Origin of the sequence: Pedobacter sp. AK013 (genome assembly GCF_014205835.1) — a bacterium.
In the GTDB taxonomy this organism is placed as follows: domain Bacteria; phylum Bacteroidota; class Bacteroidia; order Sphingobacteriales; family Sphingobacteriaceae; genus Pedobacter.
The window spans coordinates 79,448-95,540 of the sequence record NZ_JACHCQ010000022.1 but is presented as its reverse complement, the minus strand read 5'-3'; the positions used below and the strand labels follow the sequence as shown (position 1 = coordinate 95,540).

General features: G+C 39.0%; 16 protein-coding genes. 7 read left to right on the top strand and 9 right to left on the bottom strand.

What is annotated here, in order from left to right; genetic code table 11:
* The 3 genes from HDC90_RS15490 to yiaA form a co-directional block, all read right to left on the bottom strand.
* Positions 1–1,362 carry a glutamine synthetase family protein gene (locus HDC90_RS15490; RefSeq protein ID WP_184467906.1) on the bottom strand — a complete coding sequence of 454 codons (1,362 nt, stop codon included), beginning with the start codon at positions 1,360–1,362 and terminating at the stop codon, positions 1–3.
* A complete protein-coding gene (eat, locus tag HDC90_RS15485) occupies positions 1,362–2,675 on the bottom strand; it encodes an ethanolamine permease (protein ID WP_184467904.1) in 1,314 nt (437 codons plus the stop codon). Before eat ends, HDC90_RS15490 begins: the two co-directional genes overlap by 1 nt.
* A gap of 195 nt (positions 2,676–2,870) precedes the next feature.
* Positions 2,871–3,278 (bottom strand): inner membrane protein YiaA, encoded by a 408-nt coding sequence (gene yiaA / locus HDC90_RS15480; protein ID WP_184467903.1) that lies wholly within the window; start codon positions 3,276–3,278, stop codon positions 2,871–2,873.
* A 168-nt stretch (positions 3,279–3,446) separates the two neighbouring features.
* Here yiaA and HDC90_RS15475 point away from each other — a divergent pair, with 168 nt between their 5' ends.
* Positions 3,447–4,943 (top strand): NAD(P)H-hydrate dehydratase, encoded by a 1,497-nt coding sequence (locus HDC90_RS15475; protein ID WP_255497697.1) that lies wholly within the window; start codon positions 3,447–3,449, stop codon positions 4,941–4,943.
* Positions 4,944–5,319: 376 nt separating this feature from the next.
* Here the strand turns inward: HDC90_RS15475 and HDC90_RS15470 are convergent, their stop codons facing one another.
* From HDC90_RS15470 to HDC90_RS15455, 4 genes are all read right to left on the bottom strand, one after another.
* Positions 5,320–6,177 (bottom strand): anti-sigma factor, encoded by an 858-nt coding sequence (locus HDC90_RS15470; protein WP_184467901.1) that lies wholly within the window; start codon positions 6,175–6,177, stop codon positions 5,320–5,322.
* Between the two features lie 2 nt (positions 6,178–6,179).
* Positions 6,180–6,731 carry a sigma-70 family RNA polymerase sigma factor gene (locus HDC90_RS15465; protein ID WP_184467899.1) on the bottom strand — a complete coding sequence of 184 codons (552 nt, stop codon included), beginning with the start codon at positions 6,729–6,731 and terminating at the stop codon, positions 6,180–6,182.
* Between the two features lie 114 nt (positions 6,732–6,845).
* Positions 6,846–7,739 carry a lipoyl synthase gene (gene lipA / locus HDC90_RS15460; protein WP_184467897.1) on the bottom strand — a complete coding sequence of 298 codons (894 nt, stop codon included), beginning with the start codon at positions 7,737–7,739 and terminating at the stop codon, positions 6,846–6,848.
* A gap of 394 nt (positions 7,740–8,133) precedes the next feature.
* Positions 8,134–8,565: a GNAT family N-acetyltransferase gene (locus HDC90_RS15455; RefSeq protein WP_184467895.1), complete on the bottom strand. Its 432-nt coding sequence runs from the start codon at positions 8,563–8,565 to the stop codon at positions 8,134–8,136.
* A 399-nt stretch (positions 8,566–8,964) separates the two neighbouring features.
* On the opposite strand from HDC90_RS15455, the gene cysS reads away from it, so the two are divergent.
* The 6 genes from cysS to HDC90_RS15425 all read left to right on the top strand — a co-directional run bounded on the left by cysS (position 8,965) and on the right by HDC90_RS15425 (position 14,879).
* Positions 8,965–10,425 carry a cysteine--tRNA ligase gene (gene cysS / locus HDC90_RS15450; protein ID WP_184467893.1) on the top strand — a complete coding sequence of 487 codons (1,461 nt, stop codon included), beginning with the start codon at positions 8,965–8,967 and terminating at the stop codon, positions 10,423–10,425.
* A gap of 41 nt (positions 10,426–10,466) precedes the next feature.
* Positions 10,467–11,147 carry an aspartate/glutamate racemase family protein gene (locus HDC90_RS15445; protein WP_184467890.1) on the top strand — a complete coding sequence of 227 codons (681 nt, stop codon included), beginning with the start codon at positions 10,467–10,469 and terminating at the stop codon, positions 11,145–11,147.
* Positions 11,148–11,315: 168 nt separating this feature from the next.
* Positions 11,316–11,729, top strand: a complete 414-nt coding sequence (locus HDC90_RS15440) for an endonuclease domain-containing protein (RefSeq protein WP_184467888.1) — start codon at positions 11,316–11,318, stop codon at positions 11,727–11,729.
* A 114-nt stretch (positions 11,730–11,843) separates the two neighbouring features.
* Positions 11,844–12,818, top strand: a complete 975-nt coding sequence (locus HDC90_RS15435; protein WP_184467886.1) for a M28 family peptidase — start codon at positions 11,844–11,846, stop codon at positions 12,816–12,818.
* A gap of 88 nt (positions 12,819–12,906) precedes the next feature.
* Positions 12,907–13,764 (top strand): nuclear transport factor 2 family protein, encoded by an 858-nt coding sequence (locus tag HDC90_RS15430; RefSeq protein ID WP_184467884.1) that lies wholly within the window; start codon positions 12,907–12,909, stop codon positions 13,762–13,764.
* Between the two features lie 230 nt (positions 13,765–13,994).
* A complete protein-coding gene (locus tag HDC90_RS15425; protein WP_184467882.1) occupies positions 13,995–14,879 on the top strand; it encodes a glycerophosphodiester phosphodiesterase family protein in 885 nt (294 codons plus the stop codon).
* A gap of 208 nt (positions 14,880–15,087) precedes the next feature.
* Here the strand turns inward: HDC90_RS15425 and HDC90_RS15420 are convergent, their stop codons facing one another.
* Positions 15,088–15,279, bottom strand: a complete 192-nt coding sequence (locus HDC90_RS15420) for a hypothetical protein (protein ID WP_184467880.1) — start codon at positions 15,277–15,279, stop codon at positions 15,088–15,090.
* A 127-nt stretch (positions 15,280–15,406) separates the two neighbouring features.
* Entirely contained in the window at positions 15,407–15,928 is a 522-nt protein-coding gene (locus HDC90_RS15415; RefSeq protein WP_184467878.1) for a hypothetical protein, read from the bottom strand.
* Between the last annotated feature and the right edge of the window lie 165 nt (positions 15,929–16,093).

Below are 16,093 nucleotides of genomic sequence, written 5' to 3'. Positions count from 1 at the left end.
TTAAATAATTTCTAAATATCTTTTCAACTCCCAGTCGGTTACTACTTTAGCATATTGCTTACATTCCCATTCGCGAGTCATCGTAAAATGATCAACGAAATCGCTACCCAATAATGCTGCGGCTAAGTCAGAATTTTTCATCTTTTGCGTAGCCTCAAATAAATTGCGTGATAATACCCCATTCGAGAGATCGGTATATCCATTTCCCTTGGTAGCAGGTTGTTCGAGTTTCAGCTTATTTTTAACCCCGTACATCCCAGCTGCCAAACAGGCAGAAAGTGCCAGGTAAGGGTTTGTATCTGAACCCACTATCCTGGTTTCTAAACGTGATGCCTTTTTGCTTCCAGGCAGCGCTCGTAATGCCGTTGTACGGTTATCGATTCCCCAGGTTACCGTAGTGGGCGCCCATGCACCTTCAACTAAACGTTTGTAACTGTTTATGGTAGGGGCTATCATGGGTAAAAGGTACGGAAGGCAGTGTAGCTGACCTGCGATATAACTTTTCATCGTCTCGCTCATTTTATCGGCATCTTTTTCGTCGTAGAACAAGTTGGTCTTTTTATCGGTATCCCACAGGCTTTGATGTACATGACCGCTGCATCCTGGTAAGCTTTCACTTATTTTAGCCATAAATGTAGCGATGATACCATGTTTATAGGCAATTTCCTTTACGGCCGTTTTAAATAGTATAGCCTGATCTGCAGCTTGCAAGGCAGGCGCATATTTGATGGCTGCTTCATAAACTCCTGGCCCGGTTTCGGTATGCAAACCTTCAATCGGAATATTGAATTTATTGAGCAGTTCGAACAGGTCGCTCATAAACTCGTTCTGGTAAGTGCTTCTCAAAATGGAATAGCCAAACATGCCGGGACTTAGGGGCTTTAAATTGGTAAAACCTTTCTCGTGGATGGTTTCTGGTGTTTCCGAAAAATTAAACCATTCAAATTCCTGTGCAAAAAGCGGCGAAAATCCTTCATTTTCGCATTCTGCAATTACTTTCTTTAGCAACTGCCTCGGACAGACGTCATTTGCCTGATCCTGATCGTCAATAAAATCTCCTAAAAAGAAAGGTACCCCATTCTCCCAAGGGATTTTCCGGAATGTACTCAGATCAATTTTCACCTGTGCATCGGGATAGCCAGTATGCCAACCCGTATATTTTCCGTTTTCGTAAGCCACATCGCCCGCATCCCAACCAAAGGTAACGTCACAAAAACCCAGACGGCCTTTAACCAGTGATGCAAATTTTTCGGCAGCTACATATTTTCCTCTTAAAATGCCGTCGATATCGGCAACAGCTAATTTTACTTTTCCAGAGGGATGATTTTTAACGTAATCCAGAATTTCTTTGCTCGTACTCATTAATCTGCCTTTTTAAAGATTTTGTATAGAAGAAATATGCCTAAAACAATGCCCAAATAAATTAAACCTAATTTAAGATTATAAATCAGCATTGCGATGAAAGAAACGCAGGAAATAATTAAGGCAATAATGGGAAACAGGGGATAAACCGGGGCTTTGAATGGTCGTGCCATTTCAGGTTTATTTTTCCGTAGTACCATAACCGAAATCATCGAAATGATATATAAGGTTAATGCCCCAAATACCGAAATGATAATAATTTCGGCAGTTTTACCTGATAAGAGCGCAATGATGCCAATTACCATATTACCAATTAACGCATTTGCGGGCGTTTGAAATTTAGCAGAAATTTTTCCGAGGATAGCTGGGATACTTTTTACGCGGCCCATCTCATAAGTAGAACGACCAGCTGCCAAAACCAATCCATGAAATGATGCGACCAGACCAAATAACCCTACCGTGATAAGTAAATGATACATCAGGTGATTATCGCCTGTAATCATCGAAAGGGCAAGTGGCAAAGGCGAATCAGAAGTTTCGCCTGATTTTCCGTTTTTATATACAATGGCTTCCCAACCACCTATGCCAATTGTGGAGGTGAAAACAAGCACACATAACACAACCAAAGTAAATATACCCCAGCCAAAACCTTTGCTGATATCGCGCTGTGGGTTCTTGGTTTCTTCCGCTACATTTGCAACGCCCTCAATGCCCAGGAAAAACCAGATGGCAAAAGGGATAGCTGCAAAAACACCGCTCCAACCATTTGGAAAGTTATTGTGGGCCAGATTTTCTGCATGAAATTTAGGCAATGTAATTCCAGAGAATAAGAGCAGTTCGCCGACTGCTAGAACGGTAATAATTACTTCGAACGAAGCTGCGGCTTTTACGCCATATACATTTAGGGCGGTGAAAATAAAATAAACAGCAATTGCGCTCGTAAGAATGGGTACCTGCGGAAAAAAGGCATTAAAATAAGCCCCAATTGCAAAGGCTATGGCAGGAGGGGCAAATATAAACTCGACCATTTGAGCGATACCGGCAATAAAACCAATGTTTTTGCCGAGCGCGGTATTAGCGTAATCGAAAACGCCACCCGCTTTTGGTATAGCGCAGGCCAGTTCGGCATAACTGAAACTAAAGGTAACATACATCACCATAATGGCAACCGTTGCGATGGCCATACCAAGTGTGCCGCCCTTTTCGAGGCCTAAGTTCCAACCAAAATACATTCCCGAAATTACGTAGCCAACTCCGAGTCCCCACAGCATAAATGGGGTAAGCGTTTTCTTTAAGCCATCTTTTTGTTCCATTGGCAGGATTTACAAGATTTAAATAGGTTTATAAAATTTGCTCGAAAATGATAAACTATTAGCTTCGGTATCTGATGTTTAAAGTAGTAATTATTTTTTAGTTAAGATGATAATATATTTCGTTTTTGGTTAAAAATAAAAAACCAATGCCTGAGCATTGGTTTCAATAAATTCGTTAAGAATATGCTGTTTTGGCTATTCCGAATCACGGTTTTTATTCGCAATCTGGCTGTCTCTTGTATTTTTCTGCACCGTAATGGCGCCAAAAAGCGAGAGTAAAAAGGCAAAGGCATAAAACCCTTTTTCGCTGGGCAACAAAGTAGCATTCCACAAACCGATTACCAATAAAGTAATGGTTAAGAGGGTAGAAAACCAGCTCAGGCCATAATAAATTTCAGTAACCGGAATTCCTTCCAATTTATCGCGAACAGCTTTTTGTAAAGAAATTACAGCGAAAAGGCCAAACATCAATACGGTAAAATAATATCCTTTTTCATTGAGAAGCATATCAGAACGCCACAGGCCTACAATAAAGCCGATCATTCCGATACCTAATGCAATCCAGGCGGCAGCCACGAATGCATTCGATGGTTTTTGATTCATTGTTTTTGAGATTTAATTTAATTCAATAGACAACGCTAAAGATTGGCAAAAGGTATAAAAATTAAAAGATAGTATTTTAAATTATTTTGGAAGATTAGCCTGTTGGGTATAAAAAACAAACAAAATCCTGTCTTTTGCATTATAGCTGTATAATCTTATCTTAGTTATATGCGAACATTGCTTACTTCTGCCCAAATGCGCAGTGCTGATCAGTTTACGATTGTCAATAAACCCATTGCTTCTCTCGACCTGATGGAAAAAGCTGCAAAGGCTTTTGTTCAAACTTTTTTAAGAGATGAGTTCGATACCAATAAAAGCGTGGCCATAATCTGCGGAAAAGGAAATAATGGGGGAGATGGACTGGCTATTGCACATTTGCTTCTCGCAAACGGGTATGAGAATTTAAAAATTTACATCGTCAACTTCAGTAAAAAACAGAGCGACGATTTTGCGATCAACCTGCAACGGATTGAGGAAACACGCTGTAAAAAAACAATCGTTAATCAGGCTTCCGATTTAAAAAATCTGAAAGCCGATTTAATTATTGATGCGATTTTAGGCTCTGGCCTAAATAAACCTTTAAGCGGAGAATTTGAAGCGCTTGTTCAGGCCATTAACAAGCTGAATAAAAAAGTATATGCGGTTGACATACCCACAGGCTTTTTTGCTGAAGGTAAACTCGCTAAAGATTATAATGGCATAAAAGCCTATAAAACAATTTGCTTTCAACGGCCTAAGATTAATTTTTTCTTCCCTGAGTCAGCCATGGCGACAGAAAAATATGAGGTGGTTGATATTGATCTGGATGAGGCTTTTATCCAGAAGCAAGAGGCAGATTTTTATTTAGTGGAAGAAAATGATATTGAGAACATTCTGCGGCCCCGAAAATTGTTCAGCCATAAAGGTACTTACGGCCACGCATTGATTATTGCAGGCAATAGCAATACCATGGGTGCGGCTTTGCTTTCTTCGGCGGCTTGTTTACGCGCAGGGGCAGGATTAATTACCGCGTGTATTCCACAGGGTGGATTTACCGCCTTAAATGCCACTTTACCAGAGGTAATGGCATTGCCAAGGGATGAATACACCAGGATAGGGAATCCAAAGAAATACCAAGCAATTGCTATCGGCCCTGGCTTAGGTACCGAAGCTGAAAATGAAAAACTCCTGGAAAGTTTGATTATGGCCAACCAAGCAATGATCATTGATGCAGATGCTTTAAATATCTTGGGCGAACGGCCCGACTTGATTGCTAAAATTGCCGCAAATAGCATTATCACCCCTCACGTGAAAGAGTTCGATCGGTTATTTGGTGAACATGATAATTGGTGGGACAGGGTGCAAACAGCTGCAGCACGGGCCAGAAAACAGAAGATCATTATCGTGCTTAAAAACCAGTATACTTTTATCTGCCTGCCCGCAGGTAAGGTGCTTATCAATCCTACGGGCAATCCGGCTATGGCGCAAGGCGGAATGGGCGATGTTCTTACCGGTATTATTGCAGGCTTTGTAGCACAGCGGTATTCGGTAACAGATGCCGCTATTCTGGCGTGCTACATTCATGGAAAAGCTGGCGATTATTTAGCGCACGAACAATTTGTGGTTACCGCATCGCAGGTTGCAGCCAGGATATCAAAAGAAATTAAAGTGCTCATATCTACATAGTTTATTTACCACGTGCCTAGCCTCAATTGTGAAAAAAACGCTATTAATGTACTATAGTTCTTGTTTATAATTTTCGGTTCGTTTATCGGAAGAGGAAGTGTCGAATCTTTCCAGTTAGAGTTTTTTGGCGGGCAATGTGTTTTGGTATAGTCCTATGAAGAGGTGAAATGTGCGGCCAAATCTTAATGTTTGGTTTGCTAGAAAACAAACTAAGACGCCAGTGAATGCGATGGTCGTCATGCTGAATTTATTTCAGCATCTTTATTGCAGTTAAGACCCTGAAATAAATTCAGGGTGACGATTCAGAAGGTATAAAAACAGAATCCCAGCATTGATAAAATGCTGGGATTTAATGTTTTGAATAAATAACTTCTATTTAAACACCACCCATTACGGTTAACTTATCCATTGTTGGGTTAACGCTTCCGCCCACTGGCTCTAAGGTTACTGCAAAAGCCTGCGCTTCTTGAATGGCCTGCATTTTTACCAATGCCTCGTTGTTCGTCGAATCGGTTTTTCCGAATACGCCTAAACTTACGGGTTTCCCATTTACCAAAGCCCACAGCTGATATTGATGTTCTGCATCGGTTTTGGGTAAATCCATAGCTACATAATTAATCAGCACACTTTTATCTTTCTTGTTCCAGTAAACTTTCATTTTAGAAGTAGGGCTAAAAGCCTGGCCAGCCATTCTGATGGTTGCCCATTCTTTGCTATCGGCCATTGCAGCCATGTTATCTAAACCTTGGTTTTCAAATTCTAATTTGCTTACTATACCAGCAAATTTTTGTTTATCAAGGTTTAAACTAGCAATTTGCTGGTGTGCAGCATTTAGCTTGTTATAGGTAATAAACAATGCAGCCGTACTTACTACCAATAAAGCTATACAAGCAACTAAGGCGTAACGCAAAGTTCTTACTTTGGCATCACTTCCATCTAAACGTATAATTCTTGGTTCTTCTGTATAAATGGGCTCGGGTTGAACATTCACATCCTCTTCAACTTCACTTAAACCCAACTTTTCGAATAATCTTGTTTCTACATCTGCAGATGGTTCTACAGCATTTTGTATAGCATATTGCTCCATAGCTTGCTCAATGGCAGCTATTTCATCTCTAACCTCGGGGTATTGAGATGCCATTTCCTCTACCTGCAACGTTTCTTCAGGAGATAAATCACCTAAAACGTACAGCTCAAGTACTCCAGATTCTATATATGCTTTTAAATTTTCCACGCTCAATTAAAATTCCTTCTCAATTCAATAATGGCCAAACGGATCCGGGTTTTCACCGTACCTAATGGCAGATCTAACTTTTCTGCGGCTTCCACATGGGTAAAACCTTTATAATAAACTAAATCAAGAACTGCTTGTAGATCCGGTTTAAGGCTATCTACAAGTTGCTTAACTCCAAGAATATCAGGGTTAAACGTTACCTTGTTTTGTTCATCAACGAAATTTACGTTATTTTCTATATCTTGGTTTTTGAGTGAATTCTTAAAATCTTTAGAACGTAGTTTGTCGATCGATAAATTGCGGGCAATATTCATCATCCACGTAAACAAACGTCCTTTAGTATGATCATAGTGTGCAGCAGACTGCCAGATTTTTACAAAAGTTTCTTGTAGCACATCTTCAGCAAGCTCTGTATGGGTGATAATGCGCGAAATAACGCCATAAAGCGCTGATGAGTACATGCTGTACAGTGTTTTTAGAACCGCAGGATCTTTTGAATGCAGTGCTTGAACAAGTTCGGGCTCGGTTAGGGTTAATTTTTTTAATGCAGTCACTATTGGTTACTAAGATACAACACAGAACAGCAAAAACAAAAAAATGTTTTATAAACGTATTCCGTATAGGAGTGCCTTATAAAACATTTTAACAAGGGTCGCTTAATACTGTAATTATGCTATCCCATCAATAGGGAAAAGGTGTTTTTCTGCATGGTAAGATGAACGTACCAATGGCCCGCTTTCAACATATTTTAAGCCTTTTGCCAAGCCAACTTCTTTGTACATGGCAAAAGTATCAGGGTGTATCCAGTCTACAACCGGGTGGTGGTTGCGTGTTGGCTGTAAATACTGACCCAATGTTAAAATATGCGCGCCATTGGCAACCAGGTCGTCCATAGCTTCGAAAATATCTTCTTCGGTTTCGCCTAATCCTAGCATAATTCCGGTTTTTGTTCTTAAACCAAATTCAGAAATTCTTTTTAGTGCTTCTAAACTCCTGTCGTATTTAGCCTGAATCCTTACTTGTTTGGTTAAACGCTTAACCGTTTCCATATTGTGCGAAACCACTTCAGGTCTTTCTTCTAATACGCGGTATAAATTATCCCACTGACCTTTAAAATCAGGGATTAAGGTTTCTAAAGTGGTAATTGGACTTTCTCTCCGGATAGCCTGTAAGGTTTCTGCCCAGATAATTGAGCCACCATCTTTTAAATCATCTCGATCTACCGAAGTGATTACACAATGTTTAACACCCATCAGTTTTACCGAATTGGCTACGCGGTTCGGCTCATCTACATCAACAGCCAAAGGGCGGCCTGTGGCTACTGCACAAAAAGAGCAGCTACGTGTGCAAATGTTCCCTAAAATCATAAATGTTGCCGTACCTGCACCCCAACACTCGCCCATATTAGGACAATTCCCACTTTCGCAGATGGTATGGAGCTTGTGCGTGTCTACTAAACTGCGAACTTGTGCGTATTCTTTACCAACAGGCAATTTTACACGTAACCAATCTGGTTTACGTTTAACTTCAGTTACAGCAGGTACTACCGGTAAATCAATCATGATACAAAGTTAACGAATAGGATTGAAATGTTACAATGTAGAAATGTTTGAGCGTTGTAATAATAAGTTAGGTTAATTGTTTAAATCGGTTAACTGTGGCTAAGTCGTATACTTTAGTGTTGCACAAGTTCAGTTGCCTAAACGTGGTAGGTTGTGCTATCTAAACCCTATTGAAGTGGCAGCTCCCGATTTTTCCATCGGGACTACAGCGGAAAGAGGGACTACTTTTGCCGATGAGCGGTACAGTACCTTTTCACAAAAAAAAAACAAACAATCTGAAAGCTTTCGGGCAAGGTAAATAATGAAATATGCTGCTTGTAAATGTTAGCTAAAAATCATAAGCTAACAATACCATTGCCTATGGTGCCAGGTATTTCTATCTGACGCGAAAAAATTAATCCAGCTCCATTTCAAAAGCAATTTGTCGTTTATTTTCTTTAAAGCCAATCTGCTCGTAAAACCCATGACTTTCGGTGCGTTTGGTGTTACACCTTACCTTTAGTTTTTTCACTTCATGCTTTTTGGCCCAGAGTTTTACACGTTCAATAAGCTGTTTTCCTATTTGCTGGCCACGATAATGAGCGTCTATAATTAAACCACCTATTTCTACAAAATGATCGGCTTCTATTCTGAGTGTATAAAAACCATGAATCCAGCCTACCACTTTATTTTCGGCTACCGCAACAAATGCACAGTTTTCGTTACTGTTATTGATGTGTTTAATCCTGGCTGATGTTTGCTCGATATCACTTTCGTAACCCAGTTGTGTAGAAAGTATGGCTACGCTTGCGGCATCTTTTTCCGAAATTTCTCTGATCTGAATCATTTATTGATGTTTGATAGGTAAACCTAAAATAAGGATTTAAAATTTGTTCTATGGGTTTACAAGCCAAAAGTACACAAATAACCAAACTAAACCCTATTGAAGCGGCAGCCTGAGCCCCTTCGGCGAAGCTACAGCGGAAAGAGAGACTGCTGTTACCGATGAGCAGTTGCGTACCTTTTCTAATAATAAAACAATAATTTAAACCTTGCAACTATCTTGTTTGGTATTAGATATTTCTACCCGACACTTAATAAAAAAAATAAAGTGGAATTTTACTTCAGTCAGAAGGTGGCACCTGACAACATGGATAAATGTTAAAGAAAAATCATAAGCGGGGCAATGGGCAACATTCCATCATTTAATCATTTTAACTTTCTAACTTAATATTACATTTGCAATATGAATACTGGCTTACAGCTTTATAATACGCTTTCGCGCAAAAAAGAACTTTTTCAACCCTTTAGTGCACCCAATGTTGGGATGTATGTTTGCGGTCCTACGGTTTACAGTGATGTACACTTGGGCAATTGTCGCACGTTTATTTCTTTCGATTTAATTTTTAGGTACCTGAAGTATGCTGGTTATAAAGTGCGTTATGTACGTAATATTACAGATGCAGGCCATTTAGAGGGCGATAGAGACGAGGGCGACGATAAGTTTGCAAAACGCGCAAAATTAGAGCAGCTTGAGCCAATGGAAATTGTGCAGAAATACACTTTAGGCTTTCATGATGTATTGCGTATGTTCAACACGCTGCCGCCAAGTATCGAACCTACTGCCACAGGCCACATTATTGAGCAGATCGAAATGATAAAGGTAATTATTGCCAATGGATACGGTTATGAGGTTGATGGTAATATATACTTCGACGTAGAAAAATATAGTAAAGAATACAATTATACCATTTTAACCAACCGCAATCTCGAAGATATGCTGAACAATACCCGCGAACTGGGTGGGCAGGATGAGAAACGTGGCAGGTTAGATTTTGCCCTTTGGATAAAAGCGAAACCAGAAACGCTAATGCAATGGCAATCGCCATGGGGCATGGGCTTTCCAGGCTGGCATATCGAATGCTCGGCCATGAGCGCTAAATATTTGGGCGCCGAATTTGATATTCATGGTGGTGGAATGGATTTGGCGGCAACGCACCATACCAATGAAATTGCACAGTCTGAAGCTTGTAGCCATAAACAGCCTGCACGTTACTGGATGCACACCAATATGCTTACCGTAAATGGTACGCGGATGTCTAAATCAGCTGGTAATGGTTTTCTTCCTTTGGAGTTGTTTACGGGAGATCATCCTTTATTGAAAAAAGGTTATAGCCCGATGACGGTGAAGTTTTTCATGCTGCAGGCGCATTATCGCAGTACTTTAGACTTCTCTAACGATGCATTGGATGCCTCAGAAAAAGGATTCCGCCGTTTAATGTCGGCAATTGGCCTTTTGGATAAACTATCGGTTTCAGAGCAGAACGATTTTGATATTGATGCATTGAAAGAAAAATGCGTTAATGCCATGAATGACGATTTTAACAGTCCGATTCTGATTGCCGAATTGTTTGAAGCAGTAAGGATTATCAATACGGTTTACGATGGTAAAGGAAAAATTTCTGCCGAAGCCCTACAAAAATTAACACAACTGATTAACGATTTCGTATTCGATATATTAGGATTGAAAGATGAAGACGCTGGAGGAAATGACTTAAATGGCGTTTTAGATATGGTAATTAACCTAAGAACTGAAGCAAAAGCCAATAAAGATTATGCCACTTCCGATCGTATCCGTATTGGCCTGCAGGAATTGGGTATTCAGCTTAAAGATGGTAAAGAAGGCACAACCTGGAGTAAGGCTTAAAGCATTATTTCATAGTAAAAAATCATTAGTCGGTTTTTATCATGAAAAAAATTGGTTTGGTCGGCGGAATAAGTTGGGTATCGACCTTAGATTACTATAAATTTATAAATGAGGGCGTAAATAGGCATTTGGGCGGATTAAATTTTGCCGAGTGTTTAATTTACTCCCTTAATTTTGGCGATGTGCAGGATAAAACCTGGGAAGGATCATTTGAACTGCTTTTAAATGCCTGCCAGAGTTTAAAAAGCAGTGGGGTAGAGGCTATTGTGTTATGTGCCAATACAGCCCATTTATTTGCTGATGAAATTGAAAGTCGTATTGCGGTGCCTATTATCCACATTGGCACTGAAACCGCTAAAGCTTTAAATAATGCCGGGCTTAGAAAAATTGGCCTTTTGGGTACCATATTTACCATGGAAAAAGATTTCTATATCAAAAAACTTCAGGATAGCGGATTAGAGGTTTTAATTCCCCGACAGCAGGATACCCGAAATTATATACAGTATACATTAAAAGAAGAACTGGGCAGAGGGTTGATTTTACAAAACACTAAGGCGCGTTATGTAGAGATTGTTAAAGAACTGGTTGCAGAGGGGGCCGAAGGTATTATTCTGGGCTGTACCGAAATTCCAATGCTTATTAGTCAGGATGATTTTGATATGCCAATATTCGATACCACTAAAATCCATTGCGAGGCGATTGTGGATTATATTCTTTCTTAGAAGTTAACCGTGAAAAAATAAATCCGATGCATTTTGAATTTATCGGGAAGTCTGTCCCCCTTTGAAAGGGGCAAGGGGGATGAAGATTAGATTAATTTAAAAGATTAATTAAAAACGCAAATCGATTGCTATCTTCATTTTCCTTTCTAAGAAAAGGTTTAAAACGCAATGGATAACAACCAGAATAATTCTAAATTAAAAACTTATGCGAGAGGCCATCGAAATGATAGTACAAAAGCAGAGATAAGAATGTGGTGTGAATTGTTGAGGAATAAAAAAATGTTGGGATATTCTTTTTTAAGACAGCGACCGATCGCAAATTATATTGCAGATTTTTTCTCAAAAGATTTAAAATTAGTTATCGAGGTTGATGGACTTTCACATGAATGGGAAGGTCAATTTGAAAAAGATCGAGTACGTGAAAGCATTTTGAAAACATTGGGTTTTCATGTGCTAAGGTTTAGCGATGATGAGGTAATGAACGATATTGAGAATGTGAATAGGACGATTCAGAATTTCATAACAGATTGGGAGCAACGTCATCCCCCTGCCCCCTTCAGAAGGGGGACGAGTGAGTCGTGAAAAAATAAATCCTATGCATTTTGAGTTTACCGAGGGGTCTGTCACTTTTTAAGGAGCCGGGGAGAATGAGAGATAAAACACACTACTTTAAACAATCTTCCGTTAGATTAAACAATGAATAAAAAACTTTTAATCCTGCCTTTTATTACCCTGATGGGATTACAGGCTTGTAGAAATAAGCAAGCTGATACCAACCAGGGCGAAGAAAAAATAACACTGGCATCTCCTGATTTTAATGCCGATAGTGCTTATACTTATACCAAAACGCAGGTAGATTTTGGTCCGAGGATTCCGGGAACCACAGCACATCAAAAATGCGCAGATTATTTGGTGGCAAAATTAAAGTCGTTTGGTGCCAAAGTAAGTATTGAGGGTGAAAAAATGCAAACCTATGATGGCAAGAGCTTTCAACTGAAAAATATTGTTGCGGCTTTTAATCCAGATAAAAAGAAAAGGGTTTTAATTACCGCACATTGGGATGCTCGCCCGTTTTCTGATCAGGATACGGATCCTGCAAACCATGTAAAACCTTTCGATGCGGCAAATGATGGTGCCAGTGGCGTAGCGGTAATTTTGGAAATGGCCCGTCAGATCAATCAGAAACAACCAGATGTTGGAGTTGATTTCGTATTGTGGGATTTAGAAGATTATGGCAAGGCCAATGATGAAACACCAGATGAAACTACGTGGTGTTTAGGCTCTCAGTACTGGGCTAAAAAAGCAATTGCATCAGGATATAAAGCTTTGTATGGTATCAACCTCGACATGGTTGGTGGCGGTAGTGCACAGTTTACGCAGGATGAAGTCTCTCGTCAAGCTGCTCCAAATGTAGTAAATCGGGTCTGGGACATTGGTAATGAAATTGGCTATGCGTCTTACTTTACAAAAATTCCAAGTGGAAAATTAGTTGATGATCATTTTTGGATGAATAAAGCAGGCGTTCCTTCTATCGATATTATCCATTATAATGATAACAGTGGTTTTTATATCAATTGGCACACACAATTGGATAACTTAGCCAATATTGATAAAAATACTTTGAAAGCCACCGGTCAAACTGTTTTAGAAACCATTTATAGAGAAAAATAAGTAGCCTCAATGTGTAATTGTTAATTACTTTTAAGGCCATGCATTAAAGAAAATTTTATATTCGCCAAACATATTATCTTAATTAATAATGAAACAATTATTTTCAACTGCAATAGCTTCGCTTTTAGCCCTAAGTGCTTTTGCCCAAAAAAGCGATGGAACAACCAAATCTTTAGTAAATGCTGAAAAGGATTTTGCTAAGTCAATTGCCAAAAATGGAGATAAAGAAGCTTTTATAGACTATTCAACTACAAGCACGTTAGTGTTCAGACCAAATCCGGTTAATGCCAAAACTTTTTACGCAGGTAAAGCAGCCGCAGAAAACGACGTAACGTGGACACCAAACCTGGCCAAAGTATCGCGCAGTGGCGATTTAGGTTTTACTACAGGGCCATATGAAGTTGGCACTTCAGAGAAAAAATACGGTCAATATTTATCAATATGGAAACCGGAAAACGGCAGATGGAAATTAGCTATCGATTTAGGAACAGAAAGCAATAAACCTTTGGCTAAAGTTACACCACAATTTATCGAACCTAAAGATCATGTTGCACCAAAGTTCTTAAATGAAAAAGAAATTAAGGCTGGGAAAGAAATTATCTTAACAACCGAGAAAACATTAAATACTTTGTTAAAAACACACGGAATTGCTGCATTTGGAGGTTTTTTAACTAACGATGCACGTTTACTTTTTCCTGGTAACGAAGCCATTGATGGAAAAGGAAAAATTATTGCATTCTATAATGGAATGATCAGTAAAATTAATTTAAAAACAACAGGTGTAGATAAAGCAATTGGTAGCGATTTGGCTTATACTTATGGTATTGCTACAATCGATTACAAGGCCGATTTACGCGAAAGTTTTAACTATGTTTTCGTTTATGAAAAGGGAGCCGATGCAAGCTGGAACTTAATTGTACAGGCCTTTGTACCAGCAGAAAGATAAATAACAAATGTGAATTAAAGAGGGCTCTCCATAAAAAGAAGCCCTTTTTTTATGTCGGCATTTTGCTTTTACCCACAATAACGTTCTAGCGTAGCCCCGATTGAAGTAGCATCCTTGGAGCGCAGCGGAAAGATATAGCGTAGTGGGAACAAACGGTAAAAGTAGCACAGTTTTTGCGCTTCAAAACAGAGATATCACTAATCAAACAGCCTATTTTACATTTAAAACCCATGTATAAAAAATTACTTCTGCTCTCTACCCTAATTTTATTGTGTTTTCATGTTTCTGCCCAAAAAAAGAAATTCGATGTACAGGGCAAAGCTGGTGCGCGCGGTATTATGCCCGAAAATACCATTGAAGGAATGTTAAAAGCCATCGATTTAGGTGTAAACACATTAGAAATGGATGCCGTAATTTCGAAAGATAAACAGGTAGTGCTTTCTCAAGAACCTTATTTTAACAACGAGATTTCTTTGCTGCCCAACGGTAAGCCCATTACCTTAAAAGACCAAAAGAGTTATAACATCTACAAGATGGATTATGAGGAAATTAAAAAATTTGATGTAGGGAGTAAAGTTCACAACCGCTTTCCTGGACAGATGAAGTTTAAAGCTTATAAACCATTGCTTTCTGAAACAATAGATGCGGTTGAGGCTTATGTTAAAGAACACAAACTGGCCAAACCTGTATATAGCATCGAAACGAAAACGATTAAAAATGGTGATAATGAATTTCATCCGGAGCCAGCAGAATTTGTAGACCTGATTATGGATGTAATTAATTCGAAAAAACTTGCCAAAAGAGTGATTATCGAATCTTTTGATATGCGTACGCTGCAATACCTGCACGAGAAATACCCAAAAGTACAAACCTCATTGTTGATTGATGAAAAAGAACCCTTTGAAGATTATATTGATAAACTAGGTTTTAAACCGACTATTTATAGTCCTTACTCGGTTTTGGTTGGTAAGGGTTTGGTAGACCGTTGCCATGAAATGGGTATCAAAATTATCCCTTGGACGGTGAATACGGTAAAGGAAGTGAATTATTTTATGAGCCTTGGGGTAGATGGCATCATTACGGATTATCCCAATATTATGGGGCAGCTTAAATAGATTCTATCCGTAGAATTAAGCGGATCTCTATACGGATTCTGGAATAAGATTAAGTTTCAAACTCAATTTGAAGAGCGAGTCAGAGATGCTTATCCATTCTCTAATTGGTAGAGACCTTCGGAACTAAACGGAAAGATTATGTATGTTGTAGGCAAGGAACAAAAAAAGCGCTGTTTTACAGCGCTTTTTTTTGATTTTTTACTAATGCCTAGTGGTGCGATTCAGGAGCTTCTGTGTGGTGTGCCTCAGTTTTCTCATGTGAAGAACTTTCTTCTTCATGGTGGAAAATAGGTCTTGTGAAAGCCACTAGAAGGATTAAAACAATAATCCATGCCGTTAATGGCAAAGCCCAAATGCCTTTTGTTTGCTGAACCGGTGCGTGTGAATCGTGAGCTGACATATCGAATATTTTTGATTTAAAAATTTATGCTTTGTAATTGTGGGGTAAAGATAGCAACAAAATTAAAATAACAAGGGGAGTATTTTAAGATATTCCAGCTAATTACAGGGATAAAAGGCCATGCCTTTTATCCCTGTAAATCATAAATCATTGCTTTTGTGCTGTTCATTTTGCTTTTAATGCGGTTTTGGTGTTCCTGTAAAGTGTTTTGTTCATCCTGAACGGCATTAAACAGTTCCGCTTTTTTGAAATAGTTTGCTGCCTCTGCAAAATTTTGCTGTTGCTCGGCATGTAAGCCTAAACACTCATATATATGTGCTTCGCAAACCCCAGGTATAAGTAAAGCCTTTTCTGCAACCTGTTTCACCAATTTGTGCATTTTAAGTGTAATAACAAGTTCCAGATAAGGTTTATAGACCTCAGGGAAATCGCGATCCAGCTCAATACAGCGTTTATAATAATAACCTGCGGTTTTATAATCTTTAAAATGGTTTTGATAAATATCACCTAGCTGAAAATAAGCCCTTGCATAATCAGGGTCGAAAACAATAATTTCGTTAAAATACTGAAGTGCCTTAGGTAATTCGCCCCAGTGCAATTCTTCAATGGCCTGCAGATATTTTTCTTCTGCAGTGGTATAAATGTCCATAACGGATATAATTAATTTTGATAAGCGGTTAAATGCTTAACAAATGCGTATTAAATTGATTTTTAAATTTGGGGTTTTAGGGTTGAAACTTAAAACCGTGTTAAGGGTTGGGAAGGAAATTTAAGCCAATACCCAAGCCCTTTATGCCACAAGACTGGCTAAAGT